Source organism: Mesorhizobium sp. WSM4836 (assembly GCF_055811815.1).
Genome location: NZ_JBVVQF010000012.1, coordinates 79,766 through 106,168, shown reverse-complemented (window position 1 = coordinate 106,168; position 26,403 = coordinate 79,766). Strand labels below are relative to the sequence as shown.

Sequence of the window (26,403 nt, the reverse complement as noted above, 5' to 3'; positions counted from 1 at the left end):
CAATCGCCGCGCCGCGGGCGGGACACGTCGTGCTTCCGTGGCGAATGACATTGCAGCCGCCTCTCTATGCCTTGCGCGAGCCTGCCCGCCGAAAACACGCTTCGGTTTGCCACAACGACGGACGGAGTCATACGGAACGAAACGGCGCGTTCCATTGAGCCGCCAACTCGGCCGCCGAGGCGATCTTGATGCCGCAGTCGGCGAGTATGCGTGCGACCGTCGCTACCAGTTCGGCGTTGGACGAACCTATGCTGCCGTCCGGAAGGAAAAGATTGTTTTCGAAGCCGACCCGGACGTGGCCGCCAAGCAACGCGGCGGCGGTCACGCACGCCGCTTCGTTGCGGCCGAAGGCGCAGACGCTCCAATGGTCGAAGCGCGGCATGTTCGCCGCGAGGAATGGCAGGAGATCGGCAGGAACGGACGTCTGTCCCGGCGTGTAGCGGCCCAGCACGTAGAGCACCGGTATGCTTGCCCAGGGGATCAGTCCGCGCTGCTGCATGTCCGAAAGCCTGACGGCCTCCTCGGGCGAATAGAGGATGATTTGCGGCGCTACCGCCTCGATGTGCAGCCAGGCCATGAAGCGCGCGAAGGGGAGTTCCGATCCGGCATCAGGAACGATTTCGCGAAGCGCCAGGGAGACAGCTTGCGGCTTCACATCGTGTACGACGGCGATCTGTTGGGCCGGCGAATAGGTACCGAGCGCTTCGGAGGTGATCTGAATTACCAAGCGGTCGCCGGCAGCACCGCGGATGGCGGCGATCGCCTGGCGGTAGGCGTCGGCGTCGAGCAGATGATTGCCGCTTCCGTCGCGGACATGGACGTGGATCATAGCCGCACCGGCATCGGCGCATTCCGCGGCCGTCCTCGCAAGTTCGGCTGGCGTCAGCGGAATCGCCGGATGGTCGGCCTTGCTGCGACGTCCCCCGTTCGGGGCGACAGCTATGGCGATGCGGTCGAGACCATGGGCCGGCTTCACGGGGCCGTTCTGTGAGTGACAAGATTCATATGGATCAATCTTTGATCACACTGAAACAGACGTTGCAATCGCTGGTCTGGCGAGCTAGCAATATCCATGGACCAGGAAGAGCTTGCTGGACAGATCGTCACTGCCTTCGACGGCATGTCGGCGCAGCTTCGGTCCGCTGCGCGCTATGTCCTTGATAAGCCGTATGATGTCGCGTTGTTGTCCATGCGCGAGCAGGCCCGGCACGCGGGAGTGCAGCCGGCGACGATGACGCGGCTGGCCCAGCATCTCGGCCTTGATGGCTACGAGGCGGTACGCGATATCTACGCCGCCGCGATCCGGGACGGCGAAATCGGTTTCGCCGGCAAGGCGGGCCTCCAGATGGCCAGCCAAAAGCTCAAGGGCGACCACGCGTTGGCGGCCGATATTCTGGATTCGATTTCCAGCCAGCTTGCCCATCTCGCCGAAAGCAGGTCGATCGACCGTCTGGTCGGGACGGCCAGGGCGCTGAGTGCGGCAAGGCGCGTCTATTGCCTCGGCCTGCGCTCGAGTCACGCAGTCGCCTGGCATCTGCATTATATCCTGTCGCTGATCGGCGAGAAGTCGGTGCTGCTGCACGGCATCGGCGGAACCGACGGTGACGCTCTGGCCCACGCGACCAAGGACGACGTGCTGATCGCCGCCAGCGTCCTGCCGTACACGCGCTTCACCATCGAGCTTGTCGAGTACGCTGCCGGCCGCGGCGTACCGGTCATTGCGATCACCGACAGCGGCGTAGCGCCCTTGGCGCTGCTTGCCGATCACCTGGTCATCGTGCCGACGGGGAGCCCGTCCTTTTTCCACACCATGACGCCAGCTTTCGTCGTTGCTGAGGTCCTCGGTGCTCTTGTCGCAGGGCATGCAGGCGAGGGCGCCGTTGAGTCGCTGCGACGTTTCGATGAGCAGGGCGCCGCTCTCAAGACCCATCTGAACCAACGTCCGCCGAGGAAAATGCCCATGAGGGACCGTCGATGACACACATTCTTCATCGAACCATCCACTCGACGCGGCCGGTCGCCGTTCGCGGCCAAGGCATCGAACTGTTCGATGCCGAGGGCAAATCCTATATCGACGCGTCGGGCGGCGCCGCCGTGTCCTGTCTCGGCCACGGTCATCCCGACGTGATTGCGGCGCTGCACGCCCAGCTTGATCGCATCGCCTACGCCCACACCAGCTTCTTCACCACCGAGGTGGCGGAGCGCTTGGCGGATCGGCTGGTCGAGGACGCGCCGAGAGGGTTGGACCACGTCTATCTGGTCAGCGGCGGCTCGGAGGCGGTCGAGGCCGCGCTCAAGATGGCCAGGCAATATTTTGTCGAGAAAGGCGAGCCGCAACGGCGCCATCTCATCGCACGCCGGCAGAGCTATCACGGCAATACGCTCGGCGCTCTCGCCACCGGCGGCAACGAATGGCGGCGCGCCCAGTTCAGGCCGTTGCTGATCGAGACCCACCATATCGACCCCTGCTACGCCTATCGCTATCAAAAGCATGGCGAAAGCGACGAAGCCTATGCGGCGCGCGCCGCCCAGCAGCTCGAAGACAAGATCCTCGAACTCGGCCCGGACGAGGTCATCGCCTTTGTCGCCGAGCCGGTGGTGGGTGCCACGCTCGGCGCGGTGCCGGCGGTCGCCAATTACTTCAAGCACATTCGCGGGATCTGCGACCGCTACGGCGTGCTGCTCATTCTCGACGAAGTGATGTGCGGCATGGGTCGTACCGGCACGCTGCATGCGTGCGAGCAGGACGGCATCGCTCCCGACCTGCTGACCATCGCCAAGGGGCTTGGCGGCGGCTACCAGCCGATTGGCGCGGTGCTGCTTGGCCGGCATATCTTCGACGCCTTTGCCCAAGGCTCGGGCTTCTTCCAGCATGGACATACCTATATGGGACATCCAATGGCAGCGGCGGCCGGCCTTGCCGTGCAGAACGTCATCCGGCGCGACCGTCTGCTCGACAACGTCAGCGCAATGGGCGCGCAGCTGGACGAACGCCTGCACCAACGCTTCGATAACCACCATCACGTCGGCGACATTCGCGGGCGGGGTCTGTTCAGGGGAATCGAGCTGGTGGTTGACCGCGCCAGCAAGGAACCGTTCGACCAGAGGCTTGAACTCAACGCCCGCATCAAGCGCGAAGCACTGGCCCGCGGACTGATGATCTATCCGATGGCGGGGACGATTGACGGCGTGCGGGGCGTTCATGTGCTTGTGGCGCCGCCTTTCATCATTTCCAAACAGGACGTCGATCAGATCGTCGAACGGCTCGGTGAGGCGATCGACGCTGCGATCGCTTCAGCGGCCTGACCGCCCGCCGCGGATCGCCTCAACCAGTTCCAACGCGTCATCGGCGACGAGCCGGGACACCCACCAGAGAGGTAGCAACCATGTACAGTTCGATGAAAACCCTGATCGGCGCGGCGGCGTGCATGCTGCTGGCGCTGCCATCCGTCGGAGCCGAGCAACGCTTCGTCACGGTCGGCACCGGCGGGGTCACCGGCGTCTATTACGCCGTCGGCGGTGCCATTTGCCGACTGATGAACAAGGACCGGCAGAAAACCGGCATCCGATGCTCGACGGAGTCGACCGGCGGTTCGGTGTTCAACGTCAACTCCATCCAGACCGGCGACCTCGATTTCGGCTTGACCCAATCGGACGTCCAGTACCAGGCCTATGAGGGGACCGGAAATTTCGACGGCAAGCCGTTCAAGGACCTGCGGGCCGTGTTCTCCGTCCATCCCGAGCCGTTTACCGTGCTGGCGCGGCCGGACGCCGGCATCGCCAAATTCGAGGACTTCAAAGGCAAACGCTTCAACGTCGGCAATCCCGGGTCAGGCACGCGCTCGTCGATGGAGGAGTTGCTCAAGCAGATGGGCTGGACGCTCGGCGATTTCTCGCTTGCCGCGGAGCTGAAGGCGGACGAGCAGGGCAGTGCGCTGTGCGACAACAAGATCGACGGTTTCTTCTACGGCGTCGGCCATCCGTCAGCCGCAATCCAGGACCCGACTACGGCCTGCGGCGCCAAGCTCATCCCGCTGACCGGTCCGGCAGTGGACGCACTGGTGGCCGCACATCGGTACTATTCCATCGCCACGATCAAAGGCGGCATGTACGCCAACAATCCGGACGACGTGAAGACATTCGGCGTCCGCGCGACCGTCGTGACGAATGCCAGCACGCCCGACGATGTGGTCTATGAACTGGTGAAGTCGGTCTTCGAAAATTTCGATGATTTCAAGAAACTGCATCCGGCTTTCGCCAATCTCGATCCCAAGGAGATGATCAAGACCGGTTTGTCGGCGCCAGTGCATCCGGGCGCGGAGCGCTATTACAAGGAGAAGGGCTGGCTCTGAGCCTTCAATGCGAGGCGCCAACGGGACGCCTCGCATCGCAGTTATTTGTGGGGAACGATGACAGATCAAAGCCAGCGGGCGGCAGCGCCTGACCAACCCGTTATCGACGTTGAGAAGCTCAGCGAGATCGTCGCCGAGGCCGACACCGGTGGGCGCAAGCCGACCGGCCGCACCGCGAGGCTGATCCTCGGCGTATCGCTGGTATGGTCGCTGTTCCAGCTCTGGTATGCCTCGCCCGTTCCGTTCCTGCTCAATTTCGGTGTCGTCAGCGACGGCATCGCCCGCTCCATCCATCTGGCCTTCGCCCTGTTTCTGGCGATGCTGACGTTTCCGGCCTTCAAGACCTCGTCGCGCAGCCGGGTGCCGCTGCCCGACTGGGTGCTGGGCATCGCCGGGGCGGCGTCCGCCCTCTATTTGTTGGTCTTTTACAGCGATATCGCCCATCGGCCGGGTCTTCCAACTACGGCTGACCTGGTCGTGTCGATCGCCGGCGTCCTCATCCTGCTCGAGGCCGCGCGTCGCGCCGTCGGGCCTGCCATCACCGTCATCGCGACGATCATGCTGATCTATATCTTCGCCGGGCCTTACCTTCCTGGCCTGCTTGGCCACAAGGGCGCGACGTTATCGCGCGCAGCCTCGCAGATGTGGCTGACGTCGGAGGGGGTCTTCGGTGTTGCCCTCGGTGTGTCCACGAACGTCGTCTTCATGTTCGTTCTGTTCGGAACGTTGCTGGAGCGCGCCGGCGCCGGCGGCTTTTTTATTCAGCTTGCCTTCTCGCTGCTCGGCAAATACCGCGGCGGTCCGGCCAAGGCCGGCGTCGTGGCTTCCGGCCTGACCGGCATGATCTCAGGTTCGTCGATCGCCAACGTCGTGACCACCGGGACCTTCACCATCCCGCTGATGCGGCGGGTCGGATATTCTGCGGTGAAGGCGGGCGCCATCGAATGCGCGGCCGGCGTCAATGGTCAACTGATGCCTCCGGTGATGGGCGCGGCCGCGTTCCTGATCGCGGAATATGTCGGCATCTCCTATGCCGAGGTGGTCAAGCACGCCTTCTACCCGGCGCTGCTGACCTATGGCTCACTATTCTACATCGTCGATATCGAGGCGATGAAGATGGGGCTGAAGGGCCTGCCCTCGCGCAGCACGCACTCCGCATTCCAGGGTGCGCTGCGTGGGCTGATGGGTATATGCGGCTTCATCGTCCTCGCAGGGCTTGTCTATTATGGCATTGGCTGGACGAAGATCGTTTTCGGCGCGGCCGCGACTTGGATGATCACCGCCGCGCTGATCGCCGTCTACATCGGCCTTGTCGCCTACCGGGCGCGCTATCCCGACCTGCCGCTCGAGGATCTGGAGGGCGAGGTCGTCAGGATTCCGCATTTCGGCGAGACTGTGCGCACCGGCCTGCATTTTCTGCTGCCGGTGATTTTACTGATCTGGTGCTTGATGGTGGAGGAGTTGTCGCCAGGCCTCTCGGCATTCTGGGGCGTCGTCGCCCTGATGGCGCTGATCGTCACGCAACGGCCGCTCACTGCCTTGTTCCGCAAGGACCGCGCGCTGGCACGGCATTGGCTTCACGGTTTCGACGATCTGGTCGGTGGCCTGTCCGCGGCCGCACGCAACATGACGACGGTCGGCATCGCCACTGCGACGGCGGGCATCATCGTCGGCACGGTTCTGCTCACCGGCATCGGGCTGGTGATGACCGAGCTAGTCGAATTCATTTCGGGCGGCAGCTTCATCGTCATGCTTTTGTTCACCGCGGTGATCTGCATCATTCTCGGCATGGGCATGCCGACCACTGCAAGCTATGTCGTCGTCGCCACCTTGATGGCGCCGGTCATCGTCGATTTGGCGGCGCAGAACGATCTTGCCGTGCCGCTGGTCGCCGTCCACATGTTCGTTTTCTATTTCGGGCTGATGGCGGACGTGACGCCGCCAGTGGGGCTGGCGGCTTATGCTGCTGCGGCAATTTCCGGCGCCGATCCGGTGAAGACCGGGATTCAGGGCTTCAAGTACGAGATCCGTACCGGCCTGCTGCCATTCATCTTCATCTTCAACACCGGACTGCTGATGATCGATCTCGAAGGTCCGTTCGATTTCGTCGCTATGGTGGTGACATCGACGCTGGCCATGGTCTCGTTTGTAGCAGCGACGCAGAATTGGATGCTCGTGCGCAACCGCTGGTACGAGACGATTGCGTTGCTTGTGGCCTGTTTCATCTTGTTCAGGCCGGGATTGTTGCTCGATCAGGTGAGCGAACCCTATCGGGCAGTACCCGCCTCGGAACTCAGCCGTATCGTCGACGACACAGCCGAGGGAGGCGCGGTTCGCTTGCGCCTGACGACACTGAACCTCAACGGCGATGAGATATCGAAGCTGGTTCGGCTACAACTCGGGCCTGCAAATTCATCGGCCGAACGCCTGAAGGCTGCGGGCCTGGACGTCAGCGCGCTTGGCGACAGCGTAACGGTCGGCGTCGTGCGACTTGGCAGCCAGGCGGCCAAATTCGGCCTGCAGCCCGGCGACGAAATCAACCAGGTGCTAGTCCCTGCGGAACGGCCGTCGCGTTATTGGTTCGCGGTTCCAGCCCTGCTGTTGCTCGGTCTCGTCTTCTGGGTTCAGAAGCGGCGAAGGCGGACAATCGGTCTGTAAGCGCGTCTTGTGAGCGGAAGAGTCCTGGCCAGCATGTCAGTAACAACAGAACCGAACGGCGCCTCGGAGCCGGCTAATGCGGAAATGGGCCTGACGACGCGCGACCGCCCCTTCGAACCCGTCGACTACGGGCTTTACGCCCTGACGGTCATTGCCTGGAGCGCATCGTGGTTCGCGATCGAACTTCAGGTCGGCAGCGGCGTGTCGAACGAGGTCAATCTGGTCTGGCGCTTCGCCATCGCCACGCTGCTGATGTTTGCCTGGGCGGGTTTTTCCGGCCGGCGGCTCCGCTTTCCGATCACCGATCATTTGCGCTTTGCTGTGCTCGGCATTCTCATCTTCTCGTCGAACTTCCTGTTTTTCTATTACGGCGCCGGCTATCTCGTCAGCGGCTTGCTCTCGGTCGTCTTCTCGCTCGCCTCGGTCATCAACATGCTGCTCGGTACCTTGGTCACCGGCGAGCGCCCGGCGCCGCGCATTCTCGCCGGCGGCATCATCGGCTTCGCCGGAATAGCGCTGATGTTCTTTCCCGAAATCGCCGCGAACGGGCTTTCCGGCGGTACGTTGGTGGGCCTTCTTCTGTGCCTCTGCGGCACGCTGAGCTTTTGCGCCGGCAATCTCGTCTCCGTCGCAAACCAGCGCCGCGGCCTGCCGCTCGTTTCAACCAGCGCCTGGGGCATGCTTTATGGCACTCTGTGGTCGGCGTTCCTGGCCTTCTTGTTCGGTGAGCCGTTCGTGTTCGCGACGACCGCCTCTTATATCGGCTCGCTGGTCTTCCTCGCCGTCATATCGACGGTCATGGCTTTCGCCGCTTACCTGACGCTACTCGGACGCATTGGCGGCGCCCGCGCCGGCTATGCGACCGTCATATTTCCCGTCTTTGCGCTTTTGATCTCCACGGCCCTGGAAGCCTATGCCTGGACCGCTTACGCGATGATCGGCCTCGTCCTTGTCGCCGACGGAAACGTCCTGGTCATTCGCGGCGGACGGCGCTGACGCATGCAATGGTTCGCAAATGCGCCGCCTTCGTGGTCCGAAACATAGGTGTACCGGACAGACAGGCAGGCGCCTCTTGTGCCTTGTTATCCGGCTTGACTCCCTTTCTCGTCTGTATAGGCTGCGGTAAATGGGTCAGACCAATGTACCAAGGGATGGCCCGGGAGGAAACTAAACGCGCATGCCGATCCAGGCCGTTGAACCACGCCGGCTTTACCGACAGGTCGCCGATCAGCTCAGGCGGCTGATCGATGCTGGCGAGTTCTCCGTCGGCGACCGTTTGCCGACCGAGCGGGATCTGGCCGACCAGCTCGGAATTTCGCGCCCGACGGTCCGTGAAGCGCTGATAGCGCTGGAGGTGGAAGGCCGCATACGCATCCGCGTCGGCTCGGGTATCTACGTCACCGATCCGCCGAGCGCCGCCGCCTCCGAACCGGAAATGGAGGAAGGCCCGTTCGAGCTGTTGCGCGCGCGCGAATTCGTCGAAGGCGCGATCGCCGCCGAAGCGGCTCTCCACGTCCGGCCCACAGATATCGCACGGCTCGACGACGTGCTGCGCCGGATGGAAGCCATGCGTCATCCCAACAAGATGACCATTGCGCTCGATCGGGAATTCCATACCGCGGTGGCAGGCATTCTCGAGAACGCGGTGCTGGTGCGCTTCATCGGCGAGCTTTTCGACCAGCGCATGAACCCGTACTTCGAACGCCTGTCGATCTATTTCGAGACCAGTGATTCCTGGCAGGTCGCGGCAAAGGAACATCGTGCCGTGCGCGATGCAATTGCCGCGCGCGACGCCGAGCGGGCCAAGGCCGCCATGCAGCAGCATCTGCGCCAGTCGCAAATCAGATTCTCACGCAATTTCGATGAAAGAGCCGCAGCCAAGGAGGTTGCGGAATAGCAGTTGGCCGGGGGGAGATCCGGCCGTCAAATTCAACCAGGGAGGAATTTACATGCTGAGAAAATACGCAGTTCTGCTCGGTGCGATCGCCGCAATTGCCATACCCATGGCGTCGGCCTCGGCAGAAACGGTCCTGAAATGGGCACATGTCTACGAGACGACGGAGCCCTTCCACACCGAGTCCGTGTGGGCTGCCGACGAGATCAAGAAGCGCACCCAGGGCCGCTACGCCATCGACGTCTATCCGGCCTCACAGCTCGGCAAGGAAGCAGACATCAACCAGGGCCTGATGCTCGGCACCGTCGACATCATCATTTCCGGATCGAGCTTCGCGGCGCGCGAATATCCACCGATCGGCGTCACCTATTTCCCATACACTTTCCGCGATGCCGATCATCTGCTGAAATACACAAAGAGCGACGTCTACAAGAGGCTGACCAAGGGCTACGAAGACAAGACCGGCAATCACATCGTCGCCACCACCTACTACGGAACGCGGCAAACCACCTCGAACCGGCCGATCACCAAATGCTCGGACATGCAGGGCCTGAAGATGCGCGTTCCTGACGTGCCGGCCTATCTCGCCATGCCGCGTGCCTGCGGCGCGAACACCGCGCCGATTGCCTTCGCCGAGGTCTATCTCGCCCTGCAGAACGGCACGGTCGAGGCCCAGGAAAACCCGCTGACCACCATCGAGGCGAAGAAATTCTACGAGGTGCAGAAGAACATCGTGCTCACTGGCCATATCGTCGATCATCTCAACACCATCATATCGGCGTCGCGCTGGGCCTCGCTGTCCGACGAGGACAAGAAGATCTTTACCGAGGTGATGCAGGAGGCTGCCGCCCGCGCCACGGCGAAGATCGTCGCCCGCGAAAAGGAACTGGTGCAGGTTTTCAAGGACCGCGGCATCACCGTAACCGACGTTGACCGTGCCGATTTCGAGAAGACTGTGCTGGAGAAGGTCACCTTCGAGGAGTTCGGCTACAACAAGGCCGATTGGGAAGCGATCCGCGCCATCAAGTAGAGCATCGGAAAAAGGATGCTTAATCAAGAGGATAGGGCGGCAATCGGATTCGCCGCTTGCCCATCCGTCCGGCTTCAGATTGCGCCGGACGGCCTTTCCAATCCTTGACGACCCAACAGCTTCGGGAGCCCGCGCCAATGGCCGAGGAACACCACACCGAGATCACCATCGAAGAGATTGCTCACGCCTTCGAGGAAGTACCGGTACATGTCGACCTGTCGGACCACGGTATCGAGGACTGGGTCACGCTTGCCGTGTTCTGGGGCATGGTCGTCTGTGTCTTCCTGCAGTTTTTCACCCGTTATGCGCTGAACAACAGCTTTGCCTGGACCGAGGAGATCGCCATCAACGCGCTCGTCGTTGTTGTCTTTCTCGGCGCCGCCATGTGCGTGCGCCTGTCGCGCCATATCCATGTCGACGTGCTTTACCACTATCTGCCGGAGCGTGTCGGCCGCTGGCTGGCGCTCGCAGTCGATATTGTCCGCATCGCATTCTTCGCCTACGGAACATGGCTGATGTGGCGCTACGTTATGATCGTGGCGCATGAGCGCATGGTCACCGTCAACCTGCCGCGGCGCTGGTTCTTCTACGCCGTACTGGCCGGCTTCGTGCTGATGTTTCTACGCTCGATCCAGGTCTTTATTGGCAATTACAGGCGCGGCTATTCGGTGCTCGAGCGTCCCGGTGCCTTCGAGACGGCGGGGGTCTGAGCGATGCTGCTTCTGGTAGGGGGTTTTCTCGTTCTGATGCTCATCGGCGTGCCGGTCGCCGTTTCGATGGCGGCCGCCTCGATCCTTTACCTCGTCATCTACGGCGTCGCGCCCGATATCATCGCGGCCCAGCGCATGATCGCCGGGGTGGAGAGCTTTCCGCTGCTCGCCGTTCCGTTCTTCATCCTGGCCGGCAACCTTATGAACATCGCCGGCGTCACCGGCCGCATCTATTCCTTCGCCCTTGCCCTGGTCGGCTGGATGAAGGGCGGCCTGGCGCAGGTCAACATCATCGGATCGGTGATCTTTTCCGGCATGTCGGGCACCGCGCTCGCCGACGCCGCCGGCATTGGCACGATCGAGATCAAGGCGATGAAGGACCACGGCTATCCCATCGACGCCGCGGTCGGCGTCACCGCCGCTTCCGCCACGCTCGGGCCGATCTTTCCACCCTCGCTGCCCTTCGTCATCTACGGCATGATGGCCAATGTCTCGATCGGCGCGCTGTTCATGGCCGGCATCCTGCCCGGCGTAGTCATGACCGTGCTGATGATGATCACGGTCGCCATCTTTGCCTACAATCGCGGCTGGGGCTCCGACACACCTTTCGAGCTTCGGCGGCTGGCCGAAGCGGCGGGCGAGGTGCTGGTGGTGGCTGCCTTTCCGATTGGCTGTTACGCACTTGTGCAGCTTGGGCTTTCGATCAACATCGCGGTCGGCATCGCGCTGCTGGTGCTGATCGTGGCGGATTGGTATTTCGACTTCTCCGCGGTCATGGCGCTCATGACGCCGGTCATCCTGATCGGCGGCATGACCATGGGCTGGTTCACGCCGACCGAGGCGGCGATGGCGGCTGTCATCTGGTCGCTTTTCCTCGGGCTGGTGCGCTACCGCACGATGACGCTGCGTTTGCTTGCCAAGGCCAGCTTCGACACGATCGAAACAACCGCCTCGGTGCTTTTCATCGTTACCGCTGCGTCCATCTTCGCCTGGCTACTCACCGTCAGTCAGGCAGCACAGCTGTTTTCGAACTTCATCTTCGCGCTCACCGAAAACAAGTGGGTGTTCCTGATCCTGGTCAACATTCTGATGCTGGTGGTCGGCTGCTTCCTCGATACGATCGCCGCGATTACGATTCTGGTGCCGATCCTACTGCCGGTCGCCGCCGTCTACGGCATCAACCCGGTGCATTTCGGGCTGATCATGACGCTCAACCTGATGATCGGGCTTTTGCACCCGCCGCTCGGCATGGTGCTGTTCGTGCTGTCACGCGTCGCCAAGCTATCGGTCGAGCGCACCACCATGGCGATCCTGCCATGGCTGGTGCCGCTTATCGTGGCGCTGCTTCTGATCACTTTCATACCCGCCATCACGCTTTGGCTGCCGACCGAGATGGGCTTGATCCGGTGAGGGGCCAAGTGATTGCCGCGACGCTGTTCGGCCCGCAGGACCTGCGCGTCGTGGAGCATCCGCTCGAACCGCTGGCGCCAGGCATGGTGCGGGTGCGCTTCGGGGCAGGGGGCATCTGCGGTTCCGACCTGCATTATTTCCGCCATGCCCGTACCGGCGACTTCGTGGTGACCTCGCCGCTTGTTCTCGGCCATGAAATCTCCGGCGAAATCGTCGAGATCAACGGCGCGGCACCCGGCCTTGGCGTCGGCGATCGCGTCGCGGTCAATCCGTCGCGCTGGTGCGGGCATTGCGCGCGATGCCTGGAAGACCGCGCCAATCTCTGCGAGAACATCTACTTCATGGGCTCGGCATCGAAGACGCCGCATATGCAGGGCGGCTTCGCCAGTCTGTTCGACGCCACGCCCGCGCAATGTTTCAAGATTCCATCTGATGTATCCTACCAGGCGGCCGCACTTGCCGAACCACTGGCGGTCAGCCTGCACGCCGTCGCGCGGGCGGGCGACATCAGGGACCGCAACGTCATCCTCTTCGGTGCCGGTCCCATCGGTCTCTTGACCATGCTCGCGGCCAGGCTTGCCGGCTGCGCTGAACTGACCGTCGCCGACATCGCCGCCGCGCCGCTCGCCTTCGCTCGCCGGCTTCGCGCTGACAGGACGATCGACCTTTCCGGCGGCGACGCCGAACTCCAGGCGCTCTCGGCCGGCGGTTCGCTCGACGTGGCGTTCGAGATTTCAGGCAGCGCGGCCGGCCTTGCCGCTGCGATCGCCAGCATCCGGCGCGGCGGCACGGTGGTGCAAGTCGGCAACCTTCCCGGCGGCCAGATCCCACTGCCGGCCAATGCGGTGATGGCCAAGGAGATCGACCTCAAAGGCACTTTCCGCTTCGGCACGGAGTTCGGTCGCGCAGTCGATCTCATCGTCTCGGGAGAAGTGGACGTCCTGAAACTGGTGACAGCGGAGCGTGCGCTTTCTTCGGCCCCCGACGCGTTCCGACTTGCCGCCGACCGTTCACAAAGCGTCAAGGTCGTGCTGACGGCGGACTGAGGGCTTCGCAGGCCCTGCCTTTGAAGAGGCAATGACGGTCGGCTGGGAAGGTACATACAAGATGTGAGACGCCCGGTGCTGGGTACCTGGACTGCATCAGACAGAATCTGCGCCTGTCGTCTCACAATCCGATGCCGCGCTTCTTTCCCAAGCTCCAATCCATACCTCCTGTATCCGGACACACGACTCCGGAAACCTGATTCCCAAGCCGCTTCTCGAGCGATGGCGACCAGGGCACGAGCCTGAAATCTAGTCCATTGTCGATCATCGCGAACCGGCCGGAAGCCAGCGAGAAACAGCGCCGGTAAATCCCAGCCACATGATCGTCGTTGGCAGTGTTTCTGAATGACAGGCCGGTCTCGGTGGCGAGGCGGGCACCCAGCGATTCCACCTCATGATCGTGTAGCGTGTCGATTAGATTGCGCGCTAGAATAATGCGCTGTCCCTCGCGCCTGGCCAGATCGCGCCTAACAAGCTCGTCGACCCGATCTTCCAGTGCCTGTCTTACGTCCCTGCCAAAGCCGCCGTCGCGGAGTTCGGCCGGCTCGTGCGCCACAAGTTGCCGATCGAGCCACGTCGCGCCGGAAGCATGGACCTGCTGTTCGATCGAAAGGTCAGAGCGGACGGCGAGACTGACCCTGCCAGAGCCATTTGCACCCGCATCGCGGCATAACTCCACGACCGAGCCTGGGTCCGAGTCCCCGGCGGCGTCAGGGTCACAGAAACGAATGTGATGCGGGCGACCATCGATGCCGTCGACGATGGCGTAGGACGAGCCGCGCAGTTCGTCGAGGCCGCGTTCGAGCAGTCGGCCGATCACCGGCGCATCAATTTTTTCGGCCGCAAGAACATAGTCGGCTGTCCCTCTTTCTAGGCCGTTCGCGGTGAGACTGCGGTGCATGCGCTTGATGATGTCGCCGCGTTCGCCGAGGGCGCGCAAAGTCGCCTGGGCCTCTTCGGCCATTATCCATTGGCCAGGATGGGTTTCATAGGCGAGGCCCAGTCTTTCCAGTTGCCGGAGCCGGCCGACCTTAAGCCCCAGGAACTCGTCGGGCTGACAATCAGGATGTGGCGCGAGTTCAATGATGCCATGACGGTCAATGTCGCGAACAAACTGGCGATCCAGCTGCGTCCAGCGCTCGGTGTCGACCTGTCGCTCTGTGGCCTGGCGGATGTCGAGGTCGGTGCGGAGCCCCAGCCTCTGGGTGAGAATGTCGCTTGCCCGATCGCGCATGCCCTGGCGGATGTAGTCGCGCGAGATGACAAGATTCTCGCCATCGTCGGCAACGCCACGAACGAGGATGTGAACATGCGGATGTCCGGTGTTCCAGTGATCGACGGCAATCCAGTCCAGCCTCGTGCCGAGGTCGCGCTGTATGTCGACCATCAGATCGCGGGCGAAGGTCTTGAGATCACGGAGCTCAATTGCATCGTCCGGCGAAACGATGAAACGGAAGTGATGACGATCGTCCTTGCAGCGGTCGGAGAACGCATCATGGTCTGCCTCTTCGGTGTCGGGGCCGAACATCCTCGCCTTCTCGCCATCACGTGTAACACCTTCGCGGCGAAGGTACTTGAGATGGGTGGCGAGTGGTGCAGACCCTCCGAATTGCCGCACCACACGGGTCTTGACGACGGCGCCTCGTGAGCGCTCAGAGATGAGGTTACCGGCGCGGATGGCCGCCGACCTGCCGCGACCAAACGTTGAAGCTCGTGGGGAGGTGATCCGGCCCTCGCGTGTAAGGTGACCGCCGGCGCGCTGCGTGGCCGCAAGCGCCTGGAAGATAAAAGGTCGCGCGCGCTGGCCGGCGCGGGAGCGGATGCGACCAGGGCGGACGCGAAAGCTATCGTCACGTTTCATGCCAGGCGGCCACGAGGTGCGGTTTCCGTTGGAAAGACCGAAAAACGCGAGTAGCGCACATCGCCGTTTGTGCCAGCACATCGCGAACTGAGTTGAAACTCACAAGGAAAACAATCGGCCGACCGAGCCGCACCTCGCGGCCCTTTATCCTGCCAATCTCTGCCCCCTTATCTGCGGCCAGCCCTTCCAGCGCAATTTCGGCGACGGAACAGGCCGGAATGCAATCGAGGAGGAATCTGCCGATCATCACAATGCCGGTGAAGCGCGCCGAGCGAATAGCCCGGGAACAGCGTGGTTCGACCAGAAACGTTTCACACCTGGCCATGGCTCGATCGCGGTCAGGTCAGCAACAGAATTGGCCATTAGCGACTGCATTGTGGATGAATGAATTGGCGAAAAGGTCGTGTCTGCATAACCATTGCCATCCAATGCGGCTGCGTTCCGAATGTCATTGCTATGCGCAAAAAGCGGAGTTCTGCGTGAGCTGGCTCTGTCTCTTCCTTGCCGTGCACACGTCGGACTGGGAACTGCGTCACGGATCAGCGGCGCGAGTTTCCTGACGTAGTCGACGGTCTCGCGTGGCAGCGGACGGCCGGTTGACAGATGTTCCTTGTACCGTCCAGGGCCAGCATTGTAAGCTGCAAGAAAGCCGCTGCGCCCGAAGCTGTCGAGCATTTCGCGAAGATACGCAGCGCCTGCAAGAATGTTGTCACGCGGCTGATAGGGATCGTCGCCGAGTCGATGCTTAATGCGCAGTTCTTCCCACGTCGCCGGCATTATCTGCATCAGTCCCATTGCGCCCTTGCTTGAACGCGCTCGAACATCGCCGACGCTCTCGACATGCATGACGCCGCTAAGCAAACGCTCCGGAATGGCGAACCGTTTGGCCGCTTCCCGGATATCGCGCGACCACTGGCCAGCCGACCAGATCGTGCTCTCGGAGTGAGCCGGCCGTTCACCATGAGAGCATGCGTCTGCAACAGCTTCCGGAGTCGCGAAGGCGAGCACGATGCATGTGGCAATCCTCGTTACAGCTCTGTAGGCGGCATCCTGCCGACCCCGGAACTGATGAGCTGCTAGGCCGCCGCGGTGTTCACTTCCGTTATGCGCGACGCCTCGCTGGCCGGACCAGCTTTGCCAAAACGCTGATGAAGTCGGCCTCTGGAGTGATAGGCAAGTGTCCGGCCACCTCTGATGTTCGTCGCGGGCTGCTGCCGGACTGCCGACCCTCTCCATGGGTTGGACCGGCGTCCGCACGGTCAAAGACGTTGACAAGAGAGATTCATCGAAGGGCTCAAACAGCATCTGTTCAGCCTCGCCCCTCGCGCTTCGATGGCCGGTTCCAGTGCAGGCTCCAGAGGCTGTTCTCGGCGTCGGACCGGAACAGCTTCGCGCGGATCGGCTGCGTAAAGGACGGGTCGTCAATTGATACGGAGACATAGTCCCCAGCCTTGTCTCCAGTGCGGTCCCACGCCGCGCCGACCGCCATTCCCTCGCAATAGACGAGGTGGTCGGGCGCATTTTCGGCTTTCGATTTCTCAGCAGGCAGGATGGCAATCTTCGCCTCGATTGTCAGCGTTGAGAGGTTGCCGAAGAAGCCGTCATCATTGCGTGTGAAGGTGCCGATCTGGGGCATTGCAGTGCTCCTTTCATGAGTGTTTAGTGGGCGTTGAACCGAGACGTGACGGTTCGCCGGGAAACGTCGTTGGTAGCATCCAGCGCCGGAGCGGTGCGCTCCGTGGTCCAGACGGGAACCGCGCGACCGACAACCAATGAGAGCGGGAGCGAGCCGAAATAGCGGCTGTCGAAACTTTGGGCGGCGTCCGGGTTCATGAGGAAGACGTCGCCGCTGGCGATCTCGCGGCAGCCCCGCCAGCTGGGCAGGGGTCGACCGCGGCTGTCGCGCTCGCGTGCATGTCCATAGGTCCTGCCGTTGACGATGATCGCTGTGCCTTCGCGGCAGACGGTCGCGCCCCCGAGTGCCAAAACCTGCTTCAGGAGCGGCACGTTTTTCGGCAGATATCCGCGTCTTGCCATGAAGGCCGCCAATGGCTCGGGCGGCACGACGACGGCGATGCTGGCAGTACGGATTTTGTCGGCCGGCACAATGCGATAAAACCCGATGGGGAGGCTTGCGGAAGCGTTCCAGATGGCCAGCGGCGGATGGCTAATCCATGCCGGCGCCGGGGCGAGCACCGAGCCGCCAACCATCGCGGCGATGATCTTCATGCGCTTGCTCATGACGTCGATCCTGGGGCGCCGCAGGCAAACGTTACGACGTTTGCCCCTGTAAGAATCCGGCTGCTCGCATGCGGCCATTCGGCTATGGACGCGTTGACCAGCTCACATGAACGTCGGCGTCCGGTGCCGTTCGTCGCGAGCAGGCGCGGCGGCAATTTCCTGGCATGGGCGTGGATGGTTTGCGGCGCGGCGACCAGGAGGTCAGCGTTCCAAATCGTTGCCATGCCATGCACATTCGCCGCCTCGACGCAGGACGATTCCTTGTCGGCATTAGAGTGGATCGATGTCAGGCGGCGGGATTTCACCAATAAGACGAGCCACGGCACATGATCCCGAGCGAAGCCAGATAAGCAAGCGTGAGCCAGCGCAAGCTGCTGCTGAATGGTCTCGGCATACTGCATTTCATTTTGCCAGAGATCAGGAGCTGCGGTCGCGCCTGCGGACATAAGCCGGCGCGCGGGCTGCATGTGGTTTTGCCGGTGGAACATTGGTCGCGTTCGCATCACTGGTGGAGGTGCGTACGCCGAGCTCTATCCAGGCATGCAGGTCGTCGATGTCGTAGAGGACGCGTCCGCCGATCTTTCGGTATTTCGGCCCGGTACCATAGGTCCGGTGCTTTTCGAGAGTACGGGCGCAGAGCCCGACGATGGGTGCTGCCTCCTTCGTGCGCAGATATTTTCGGGGCGCGTCCGCGGGACCCATCGACATTGCTGATCTCCATTCGCTTGTGCTGTCATCCTGGCCTGCCGGGACGCGCAAAGCGGACCATGCTCGAAATGGGGAAAAGGCAGGGAGGGCAAAGATCAGGGGGTGTGTTGTTGCTACCCCGAAGAGAGACTTCGGCGACCGGACCTCCCGCTGCGACTGTGGGGGTAGAAGAGAAGATCGCGATAGCCACCAGCGACTAGAAAAGCTGCACGGCGCAAGATAGCCCGGACCTTGTGCCGGAGATGATGATCACGCCAGTCTCGCGGTACAATCGGCTCTCGCGACAACAGCACCTCCGCGATCTGGCGATAGGTTGCACCCATGTGGCGGCCGTCATGCGCGCGCAAATTGAGGATGTGCCTGATCTTGGTCTGTTGCGGTAGAGAGCCGTAGGATGGGCTGGCAGTTCGGCCGTTCAGCGCCCGCCAGAGTCGGCGCGCCGCATCGAGCCGCGTCTCAAATGCAGCGTCAAGCGGCAGAAAGATAGCGTCGAATTCGCCGGGGCGGTCTTCGCAGACCAGATGGCTCCTCCCGGTTGGAGCAGACCAAAGAATGTGAAGTCCTTCTTCCTGTTGCGAAATGCTGGCTCCGATAAGTCTGGAAGGCCGAATTGCCTGATGAGAGGGGCTGATAGGGGCAGACATCCGCGCGGCCCGCAGCACGCGCGGCGAGGCCTGTTCTGTCCAGACGATATTCTCAGCCTGCGGAAATCCGGCACCGGCAGTCTTGAAATCGTGCACCCCAACGGGCAGCGAAGTCGCGCTGATCGACAGGATCTCCGGAACCTGCAAGCTGTGATGCGATCTGACTGCACTCGCCGATGAATTTGTCGTTCCGGATCAGATATTCGGCGGCGAACTCCTCAGCTTGATAGCTGCTCATGTGCACGTAGGCCGCCGGGTCGGTCCAATCGTCCTGCACGGTTCCTGTCCTCTCCGCGTAACTGCATCTGAGGCCTCGGCATCAACATTCAGGGTGAAGAGAAATGTGAATAGTTGGGAAGTCGGCAAATCGTTGCGCAGATTCAGCAAAGCATGACTAGGCGCTCAATGAGGAGCACCGCGTGCGAGCAGGTACCGATAGCCGCTGGTCGTCATCCATCGCGCGCGTGCAAGATGGCTTTCCCAAGACCGGAACGCTCGCTCCGGCTCCCGTTCTGGGTCAATGTGCAGGACGATCCTGGCCACCTCTCGCCAGTCGGCCTCTTCCGCCGCCGCATCAAGGAGGCGTATGTAGGTAAGTAGCCGCTCCTCATCATAGCCGGTCAGGATCGGGGCATTCGGCGCAGTGTCGGCGACATCAGGATCGAGCAGTGGCTTGAGCAAGCGATTTCCAATCGTCGAAGTCAGTTTGTCGAGAATACTCCGTGGCTGAATACTCGACAAGGCATTGCACTCGCGGACATGGAAATACGCGAGGTATTTGCGCGCAATCTGAGGCGGTACCGAAAGGCAGCGGGGCTTTCGCAAGAAGAACTTGCCCACCGTGCGGACGTTGATCGCACCTATATCAGTGCATTGGAACGCAGCGTCTACGGCGCGTCGATAGACGTTGTCGACAAGTTGGCAAACGTCCTCGGCATCGAGGCCGCAGATCTGCTCAGACGTCCTGCACCGCGTCTTCAAAGATGAGACGGACGATTGTCGGACTACAATTTTGATGGCCGCTGTCAACTGCAACTGCACTCCACTGCAGCGTTCACAAGCAAAAGACAGCTCCCGTCCGGTTCGCGGGCGGGAGCTCGCGGCTTTTTCAATCGGCGTTGCGGCGGCCGTTGGGCCGGGACCAGATGAGGCTGTGGCCTTCTGCGTCCTCGTCGTCGAAGAGGTTCGCGTAGATCGGAGCGGTGAAGCTTGGATCGTCCAACTTCAGACCGAGATAGTCGCGGCCCTCACTGGAGCGCTTGGCCCAGGCGGCACCGATCTCGACTTGCCCTACGAAAACGCGATGGCTGGGGGCGCTGTCGCCGGAGCGGTTTGCCTCGGGCACGATGCGGACGTTTTTGGCCTGAAGCGAGAGGGTGACGATTTCGCCGGTGAACTCGTTGTTGCCGGTCTTCTTGAAGGTTCCGATGGTCGCCATGAGCTTTCTCCTTGAACTCTGTTTCGAGCCCGCACCATTGCGGCCTCGATGGCGATCTGCGGGCCGGAGGCGATCGACGCCGCATCGCTTGCGACCGCAGCGTCAGCGGAGGATGGCAGCCAAGCGACTTTGTTGTTTCGCGAGGAATGACGGGGAAGCCGGCAGGGGAAGAAAGTCGATCGGCGCCATTGCGGCTTAGACGATCGAGGCGAAGCCGACCTTCGGCCAGATCAGGCCATTGAAGAGGCCGTCTGGAGCGGCAGACCAGATAGAAACATCAACGGAGGATTTCTGGCGAAACCATTGCACTGGCGAAAGCCTGGTTACCACGATCACCGCGGTCGATGCTTCCCCTTCGCAGGCTTCTGAGAAGAGCAAGCTGGTGCTAGCACCGCGCTTGAGACGCGCATGCCGTGGCTCAGCTCAAGGCTGACGCGCATCGCCGCACATTCGCCATCTTTGGAACAGGACGCTACGTGGTGGCGAATCCGAGCGTCCGTCGCGCGACCTCGCGTCAGCAACAACGGAAACAATGCAAAGGCTGGTCAGAAACAGCATCCGATCCGCCTCGGTCCTTCGGTGAGTTCGCCCCGATCCAGGGCCCGCCCCTCGAACGGACGTCCTTATCTCGCCGGTGACGCCGGCTGCGAAGCAGCTGAAACGTGGAAGGTAAGCGTGATAGCGCCGCGCACCTGCGCATGGACGTGGATTTGACTACCGCAACGGACGGGCGCCAGCGGGAGCGGATATCCGGCATCCGGACCTATCCAATCCAGCGAACTGGAAGAAGCCCCCCGGCCCGACCGCGGCCGCATCGTGCAGCGGACAAAGAGCAAAGATAGCGGCGCTATGCGCCGCCTCCCTTGGGGCGGAAGTCGAGGACTGGTATGCCGAGCTTCTTTGCCTTGTCGGCAAGATTGTCCTGAATTCCAGTCCCGGGAAAGACGATGACGCCGATCGGCAGCACGTCCAGCATTGCGTCATTGCGCTTGAACGGGGCGGCTTTCCCGTGCTTTGTCCAATCGGGGGCAAAGCCGATTTGGGGTACCTTGCGATGGTCGGCCCAGCAGGAGGCGACCTTTTCGCCACCTTTCGGCGATTTCCCGTGCATCAAGACCATATCAGGATGCCTGGCGCGGACCTGGTCGAGCTTGGCCCAGATCAACTGGTGATCATTGAACTCGAGACCGGCGGTGAAGGCGATTTTCGGGCCTGGTGGCAAAAGGACTTCCTGAGAGGCGCGTTTCTTGGCCCTGAGAAAGTCGCTGCTGTCGATCACCGCGGAGGTCAGGTTGCGGTGGTTGACCATTGATCCGCTGCGCGGTCGCCAGCTCGATCCGGTGTGGCGCTCATAGTGCTCGGCTGCCTGGTCGCGCATCAGTTCGAAGGCGTTCTGGCGCTCGAGGAGAGTCTGTCCTTCGGCCGTCAGGCGTTCCAGCTCGACCGACTTCACTTCGCTGCCGTCCTGCTCACGCTGGCTACGGCGCTGCGCCTGCTCGTTATGGTCAAGTTCACGCTCGATCCGATCTGCGGCGCGGTGAAAGACGTTGACGGTCGACCAAAGGAGATCGTCGAGGTCGGGCTCGAGGCGAGTATCTTGCAGGGTGGCGATGAACGCCTCGAAGATGTCTGCAATCGCGCCGGCGACGCGGTGGCCCTCTGGAAGCGGTCGGGGATCCGGCTCATCCGCGAAGGGCCGGTAGCCATAGAGCTGGAGTTCGGTGAGGGCGTGGTCGATCGGTGAAGACGAATGCTGTGGTTCGTAGTCGTCATGCTCGCTCATCTGGGATGCTCCGTCGGTTGGACCGCGACCCTCGCGGCCTTCATGGCGACGAAAGCCGGCGGGCGGGACGGTCCTGCACCCGCAGCGAAGCGGAGGGCCGGAGCGTCAGCGGAGGAGGGCGCAGGCCGGCTATTTTGCTTCGCGATGGAAAGCGCTCCCTTGGGGGCGCGCCGGAAAATAGTCGGCCGAAGACGTTGCGAGGCCGGGTCGTTTGCTGGCCGATCGCCCTCTTGAAGGCCGCAGGCGCGGTTACTCTCCGATCTCAGGGCACCTGAGCAATGCCACGACAGCGGGCAGCTGCCGGGTCCGGGCTATGCCGCCACTGGCATGAATCGGTCAATGTCCTGCGGGGCGAGTTGGACCCGGGCGCGCGCTCGAAGATCAGCGATGCCGCACCTACAGAGATCTTCGTTGAAATCGCCAAATGCCGGCGAGAGCACGATCGCGTCGATCCCGGCAGCATTTGCTCTTTCGAGCAAGACATCACGCGCGCCGTCACCGGCTGGATCGGGGTCACGGATAATGTAGAGCCGTCGCAGGGTGCCGGGGAACAGGATGGCAGCAAGATGCGCGGCCGAGAGAGCTGCGGCCATGGCCATGTCGGGCAAGATACACCGAAGCGACAGGACCGTCTCGATGCCCTCGCCTGCCGCCATGACTTCGCCGGGTCGACCAAAGCGAACCGCATGCCCAAGAAGGTCGCCCATAGCGCGCCTCGGGGTCTCTACTGGTGCCTTGCCCGTACCGGAAGGGTCAATCCAGGTGCGATGTGCGCCGGTCAAATGACCGCAGACATCGGTGACGGAAGCGATCATCGCCGGCCAGGTCTCAGTCGGCGAGTGTTGGTCGGGCCGATAGTAGCAGTGGGGGTGAAAACGCAGGCTTTCGGTCCCGTGCAAAGCAGTAATACTGCGGTTGCGCAGATACGTCTCTACGACCGTGCCTGCAATCGGCCGCGACACCGCAAACAGCCGACGCGCTTTCTCCGACGTTTCCGACGGCGCCGCCAGCAACTTCAGCCGGGTTGATGTCTGCTCTGGTCCGGGATGCGGTAAGCCTAGAAACGCTATTGCCTCATGGGCAACGTCCCTGAAGTCGCTCAAGCCGCGGCTTTCGCGGATGATATCGAGAAGATCGCCGTGCTCGCCGGTCGCCGCGTCAGTCCACTTGCCGGCTGCGCCCTTTCCGCTCTGCGATCCGACGAGCCGCACGAACATGGAGCGGCCCGGCGTGTTTCGGACATCGCCGACAAACCAGTAGCGGCCCTCGCGATGTCCGTTCGAAAGGTAATGGCGACAAACCGCCTCGGCCTGCCGACCGAGGCGTTGCGCCAGTTCCGACGCGTCGTGCCGGGGCATCATACATCCTCCCGCGTCTCGATGCACTGCACGGGATAGCGCTCCAGCAGCTTGCCCAGAATTGCGGGACCAGATGCGTCGGTGGGCACGAACATGCGTACTTTCCAGGAGATGATCTCGGGATCGAGATGATCATCGATCTGCGCTGCGTCGAAGCGGGTAACGGTGATGGCCGGAAACAGCAAAGAAAGGAGCCCGGCGCGGGTGCCGGCCAGTTCGTTGAGCAGCAGTGTGCCGCCGCTGATGTCGGCCAGAATAGCAAGTAGGCCGGTACTGGCGAAGGGCTCCAGCACGCGGTCGGCAGGGGTGATCGCTGCGGCGGTCACGACCGCCAGACCGAGCGGAACGGGGGTGCCGAACTGCTGAAGCGCTTCGGTCTCTTCGGAGCGGCGCGTGTGAGTTGGCAACAGACCGGCGATTTTGTCGAGCATCGGAAGGGCGGCGGCTGCAGAACCGGCTTTGCGGAGAAGCGACTTGCCGTATTTGCGCAGGAACAGCACCGTCGCGACTTCGCAAGCGTCATAGGCTGATTTCCAGTCCCATGCGCCGGTTGCATTGGAGACGCCGACGACAGCTTCCATGGCGGAGCGAAGCTTCGAGACATCGACGCGCTGACCGCGTTCGAGATGGGGAAGAAGGAACTGCGCCGCACATTGGATGGCGGCGGCTGGTTCGATCGCCGGGGATGAGACAGGCGGAAGCGGCACGGCCGAAGCGCCAGTCTTGGAAACGTCAAGCATGGAGAAAACCTCGAGGAGAGCGGAACGGGATGAACCGGGCGGCCCTCTCTCTCTCGACCAATCCGGCTCAAACCGTCCTGGTCGGCATCTCCCCCTCTGGAGCGGTCAGTCCGATAGCGGACCTTCGGTCCAGGCACTGGCGCCGCTGCACGCCGTCAGCCCAATTGGTGGCAGTCGCTAGCCGGGGCGATATCTTGGCGCGCAGTGTAGGCAGCGGGGTAGTAGCACCAGCCGAGCGAGGATGGACGCGGCAGAACCGGCCAATTGGCTTTGCCCGCGCCGTTGGCCATGGGAAGCGGCATCGGGTAGGTGGTAGGAAAGAGCGCGGAGCGGCCGAAGCCGCCCCGCGCGAGGCAGTCTATTCGGCGGCCATGTGCGGTCCGCTATCTTCAATCTGCGCACTATCGTCTGAGAGGAATTCGGGAAGCTCTTCCCCATACCCCTCGGCTCCGGTGCGACTATCAGCGCCGGCACTACCGTCATGATCGACCAGGCGCAGCGGCTCGGGCAGCCAGCCACTGTCAGCCAGCAAGCGCTCGGCTGCTTTCGCCATATCTCCCTTCTTCAGATGGTCGATAAGCTGCGCGGCCTGTTCGCCCTTCGCCTCTCGCACCGCCTCGAGAATGCGAGACTTGGTGATGCGGCCGAGATAGTTTTCGACGGTCGGCGTCCAACCCGCCTCGACCATATCGAGACCGACGGCGCGGGCCAGTCGATCAGCTTGCGCGATCCGCTGCTGAACACCATGCGCTGAGATAGCGCCGCCATAGCGGTCGCCCTTCTCGTGGAGCGCGTTCACGCCGTAGCTGATACAATGGGCGAGCAATGCCGCACGACTGGTCTCATCGAGTGCGGCAATCCAGTCCCAAAGTGCATCGTTCTCAGTCGGCAGGTCCGAGTTCCAGGCCTCATGGCGTTCGGCCACCGATTTCGCCGAGGGGCTGTCCTTCAGCTCATCTGCCTGCAGAGGGAAGAAGACGTGACGGATCGAGGCGTCCAGGCACCCGGTCCTGGTGCGGTGCTGGAACGTGTCGCTGACCAGCTTGTGCAACAACGCTGTCATGGCGACGTGAGGATTGCTGGCCACCGCATCGCGCAACGCCAGCGTCCGGTGCGCGGTCAACTCTGTCACCAGTCGGTCCGGCAGGGGCCTTAACGCATCGTGCTCGTCTTCGTCGCGCTCGACTGCCTGGCCGTCCATGGTGACAACGGCGCGGTGCACCGACGAGTCGTCGGGAGCCCCGGACCCGCCGTCATTTTTCGATTCATTCGAGCAATCGAGTGAGACTGGCGGCAGGTCCTCAGGACGGAAGAACCCGCGTTCTACCGAAAGCGAGCCGTCGGCGCCGATGCTGACGAACGCGCCGGCGATGGCGATGTCTCTCGGATCGAACTGCCTTGGGCGCTTGTCGAAAGTGGCGAGCGCGGTCTCGATCTCCCCGAGCCGCTGATCGACGTTTTCGGGCAGCTCGTCAGCACCCTCATATTCGGTTGCAAGTTTGGCGTGCTCGGCACTGAGGGCGTCGATGGCAGCCTGCTCCTGGCAGAGAGGTCGAGAGGATCACCCTGCAGCTGGTACAGCCCACGTGTTGCGTCGTATGGGAAGCTGACAGCGACCTCTACCCACTTCCAACCCTCGGCGGCTACTTCCTGCGCAACCTCTTTGAGTTTTTCCGCGACCAAGCGGTCCAGCAGCGCTGCATCCTGCAACCAGCCGCCGTCATCCGACTGAAACAGATCGTGCATGACGATGCCACCGGCAGCCTCATAGGCGTCAATACCCGCGAAGACCGCGCGCTTGTCGGAGGCTCGCACCGTCGTTTCGGTCAACATGCGCCGGATTTGATGGGGCTCTTTCGACCAGCTATTTCCGATCGCTTCCCAGACCTGCTCCTGGCGGGCACAATCTTGGGAGACCGTGAAAGCCATGAGTTGCTCCAGCGTCATACCGTCATCGGCATACACATTGAGCAGCACTGGCGAAACGGAAACCAACCTAAGGCGTTGCTTGACGACGTTGACCGACACGAAGAAGGCTGCAGCAATCTCCTCCTCGCTCAAGCCTTTTTCTTGCATATCCTGGAAGGCACGAAACTGATCGAGCGGGTGCAGAGGCGCACGCTCGATGTTTTCGGCGAGCGAAACCTCCTCAGCAACGATCGTGCTGTGACGGTCGCGCACCACACAGCGCACCGGCGCGGTCTTGGCGAGGCGCTTTTGCTTCACCAGCAACTCAAGGGCGCGGAAGCGCCTGCCTCCGGCAGGCACCTCAAACATGCCAGTCTCGTTGCCGTCGCTATCGATGACGGGCAAGACACTGAGGCTCTGGATCAAGCCGCGGCGGGCGATCGAGGCCGCGAGATCCTCGATCGAGACGCCGACTTTGACGCGCCGGACGTTGGACTGGGAGAGCACCAGCTTGTTGAAGGGGATGTCGCGCGAGGACGACAAGGTGATCTTCTGAACGGCAGTAGCCATCGGGATTTACTCCGCGACGGGCAGCCGAGATCCTGTCTCTCGACCTCCAAAC

At 62.3% G+C, this 26,403-nt stretch carries 25 protein-coding genes and 2 pseudogenes; 11 read left to right on the top strand and 16 right to left on the bottom strand.

What is annotated here, in order from left to right:
- Positions 1-127: 127 nt before the first annotated feature.
- Positions 128-976, bottom strand: a complete 849-nt coding sequence (locus AC0L2P_RS16180) for a beta-keto acid cleavage family enzyme (RefSeq protein ID WP_473502327.1) — start codon at positions 974-976, stop codon at positions 128-130.
- A gap of 96 nt (positions 977-1,072) precedes the next feature.
- On the opposite strand from AC0L2P_RS16180, the gene AC0L2P_RS16175 reads away from it, so the two are divergent.
- The 10 genes from AC0L2P_RS16175 (at position 1,073) to AC0L2P_RS16130 (ending at position 13,100) form a co-directional block, all read left to right on the top strand.
- Positions 1,073-1,978: a MurR/RpiR family transcriptional regulator gene (locus tag AC0L2P_RS16175; protein ID WP_473502326.1), complete on the top strand. Its 906-nt coding sequence runs from the start codon at positions 1,073-1,075 to the stop codon at positions 1,976-1,978.
- Positions 1,975-3,306, top strand: a complete 1,332-nt coding sequence (locus tag AC0L2P_RS16170) for an aspartate aminotransferase family protein (protein WP_473502325.1) — start codon at positions 1,975-1,977, stop codon at positions 3,304-3,306. The genes AC0L2P_RS16175 and AC0L2P_RS16170 overlap by 4 nt, the downstream gene beginning before the upstream one ends.
- Positions 3,307-3,398: 92 nt before the next feature.
- Positions 3,399-4,352, top strand: coding sequence for a TAXI family TRAP transporter solute-binding subunit (locus tag AC0L2P_RS16165; RefSeq protein ID WP_473502392.1), 954 nt, complete (start codon positions 3,399-3,401; stop codon positions 4,350-4,352).
- Positions 4,353-4,409: 57 nt separating this feature from the next.
- On the top strand, positions 4,410-7,010 hold the full coding sequence (locus AC0L2P_RS16160) for a TRAP transporter permease (protein WP_473502324.1): 2,601 nt from the start codon (positions 4,410-4,412) through the stop codon (positions 7,008-7,010).
- A gap of 33 nt (positions 7,011-7,043) precedes the next feature.
- Positions 7,044-8,006 (top strand): DMT family transporter, encoded by a 963-nt coding sequence (locus AC0L2P_RS16155; protein WP_473502323.1) that lies wholly within the window; start codon positions 7,044-7,046, stop codon positions 8,004-8,006.
- A 181-nt stretch (positions 8,007-8,187) separates the two neighbouring features.
- Complete coding sequence (locus AC0L2P_RS16150) at positions 8,188-8,907, top strand: FadR/GntR family transcriptional regulator (protein ID WP_473502322.1); 720 nt, start codon at positions 8,188-8,190, stop codon at positions 8,905-8,907.
- 52 nt (positions 8,908-8,959) lie between these two features.
- Complete coding sequence (locus AC0L2P_RS16145) at positions 8,960-9,934, top strand: sialic acid TRAP transporter substrate-binding protein SiaP (RefSeq protein WP_473502321.1); 975 nt, start codon at positions 8,960-8,962, stop codon at positions 9,932-9,934.
- Positions 9,935-10,071: 137 nt separating this feature from the next.
- Entirely contained in the window at positions 10,072-10,644 is a 573-nt protein-coding gene (locus AC0L2P_RS16140; RefSeq protein ID WP_473502320.1) for a TRAP transporter small permease, read from the top strand.
- Between the two features lie 3 nt (positions 10,645-10,647).
- Positions 10,648-12,054, top strand: a complete 1,407-nt coding sequence (locus AC0L2P_RS16135; RefSeq protein WP_473502319.1) for a TRAP transporter large permease — start codon at positions 10,648-10,650, stop codon at positions 12,052-12,054.
- A gap of 8 nt (positions 12,055-12,062) precedes the next feature.
- Positions 12,063-13,100 (top strand): L-idonate 5-dehydrogenase, encoded by a 1,038-nt coding sequence (locus AC0L2P_RS16130; protein ID WP_473502318.1) that lies wholly within the window; start codon positions 12,063-12,065, stop codon positions 13,098-13,100.
- Positions 13,101-13,221: 121 nt separating this feature from the next.
- Here the strand turns inward: AC0L2P_RS16130 and AC0L2P_RS16125 are convergent, their stop codons facing one another.
- From AC0L2P_RS16125 to AC0L2P_RS16080, 10 genes are all read right to left on the bottom strand, one after another.
- Positions 13,222-14,961: a relaxase/mobilization nuclease domain-containing protein gene (locus AC0L2P_RS16125; protein WP_473502317.1), complete on the bottom strand. Its 1,740-nt coding sequence runs from the start codon at positions 14,959-14,961 to the stop codon at positions 13,222-13,224.
- The gene (locus tag AC0L2P_RS16120; protein WP_473502316.1) at positions 14,951-15,208 is read right to left on the bottom strand and encodes a hypothetical protein; all 258 of its coding nucleotides are present in this window, start codon (positions 15,206-15,208) and stop codon (positions 14,951-14,953) included. The genes AC0L2P_RS16125 and AC0L2P_RS16120 overlap by 11 nt, the downstream gene beginning before the upstream one ends.
- Entirely contained in the window at positions 15,208-15,969 is a 762-nt protein-coding gene (locus tag AC0L2P_RS16115; RefSeq protein WP_473502315.1) for a lytic transglycosylase domain-containing protein, read from the bottom strand. Before AC0L2P_RS16115 ends, AC0L2P_RS16120 begins: the two co-directional genes overlap by 1 nt.
- A gap of 301 nt (positions 15,970-16,270) precedes the next feature.
- Positions 16,271-16,597 carry a DUF736 domain-containing protein gene (locus AC0L2P_RS16110; protein WP_473502314.1) on the bottom strand — a complete coding sequence of 109 codons (327 nt, stop codon included), beginning with the start codon at positions 16,595-16,597 and terminating at the stop codon, positions 16,271-16,273.
- Positions 16,598-16,620: 23 nt separating this feature from the next.
- Complete coding sequence (locus AC0L2P_RS16105; RefSeq protein ID WP_473502313.1) at positions 16,621-17,202, bottom strand: S26 family signal peptidase; 582 nt, start codon at positions 17,200-17,202, stop codon at positions 16,621-16,623.
- A complete protein-coding gene (locus AC0L2P_RS16100) occupies positions 17,199-17,603 on the bottom strand; it encodes a hypothetical protein (RefSeq protein ID WP_473502312.1) in 405 nt (134 codons plus the stop codon). Before AC0L2P_RS16100 ends, AC0L2P_RS16105 begins: the two co-directional genes overlap by 4 nt.
- A 16-nt stretch (positions 17,604-17,619) precedes the next feature.
- Positions 17,620-17,910, bottom strand: a complete 291-nt coding sequence (locus AC0L2P_RS16095; RefSeq protein ID WP_473502311.1) for a helix-turn-helix transcriptional regulator — start codon at positions 17,908-17,910, stop codon at positions 17,620-17,622.
- Positions 17,911-18,023: 113 nt separating this feature from the next.
- Positions 18,024-18,554 carry a DUF2285 domain-containing protein gene (locus AC0L2P_RS16090; protein WP_473502391.1) on the bottom strand — a complete coding sequence of 177 codons (531 nt, stop codon included), beginning with the start codon at positions 18,552-18,554 and terminating at the stop codon, positions 18,024-18,026.
- Between the two features lie 52 nt (positions 18,555-18,606).
- A complete protein-coding gene (locus AC0L2P_RS16085; RefSeq protein ID WP_473502310.1) occupies positions 18,607-18,831 on the bottom strand; it encodes a transcriptional regulator domain-containing protein in 225 nt (74 codons plus the stop codon).
- 125 nt (positions 18,832-18,956) lie between these two features.
- Complete coding sequence (locus tag AC0L2P_RS16080; protein ID WP_473502309.1) at positions 18,957-19,235, bottom strand: DNA -binding domain-containing protein; 279 nt, start codon at positions 19,233-19,235, stop codon at positions 18,957-18,959.
- Between the two features lie 78 nt (positions 19,236-19,313).
- On the opposite strand from AC0L2P_RS16080, the gene AC0L2P_RS16075 reads away from it, so the two are divergent.
- Entirely contained in the window at positions 19,314-19,541 is a 228-nt protein-coding gene (locus tag AC0L2P_RS16075; RefSeq protein WP_473502308.1) for a helix-turn-helix domain-containing protein, read from the top strand.
- Positions 19,542-19,662: 121 nt separating this feature from the next.
- Here the strand turns inward: AC0L2P_RS16075 and AC0L2P_RS16070 are convergent, their stop codons facing one another.
- The 5 genes and pseudogenes from AC0L2P_RS16070 to AC0L2P_RS16050 form a co-directional block, all read right to left on the bottom strand.
- Positions 19,663-19,992: a DUF736 domain-containing protein gene (locus AC0L2P_RS16070; protein WP_473502307.1), complete on the bottom strand. Its 330-nt coding sequence runs from the start codon at positions 19,990-19,992 to the stop codon at positions 19,663-19,665.
- Between the two features lie 847 nt (positions 19,993-20,839).
- Positions 20,840-21,775 carry a DUF2493 domain-containing protein gene (locus AC0L2P_RS16065; RefSeq protein ID WP_473502306.1) on the bottom strand — a complete coding sequence of 312 codons (936 nt, stop codon included), beginning with the start codon at positions 21,773-21,775 and terminating at the stop codon, positions 20,840-20,842.
- Positions 21,776-22,086: 311 nt separating this feature from the next.
- Positions 22,087-23,133, bottom strand: coding sequence for a DUF7146 domain-containing protein (locus AC0L2P_RS16060; protein WP_473502305.1), 1,047 nt, complete (start codon positions 23,131-23,133; stop codon positions 22,087-22,089).
- A 74-nt stretch (positions 23,134-23,207) separates the two neighbouring features.
- Positions 23,208-23,873, bottom strand: a pseudogene (locus tag AC0L2P_RS16055) (hypothetical protein); the annotation flags it as partial.
- Between the two features lie 358 nt (positions 23,874-24,231).
- Positions 24,232-26,351: pseudogene (locus tag AC0L2P_RS16050) on the bottom strand (ParB/RepB/Spo0J family partition protein).
- Between the last annotated feature and the right edge of the window lie 52 nt (positions 26,352-26,403).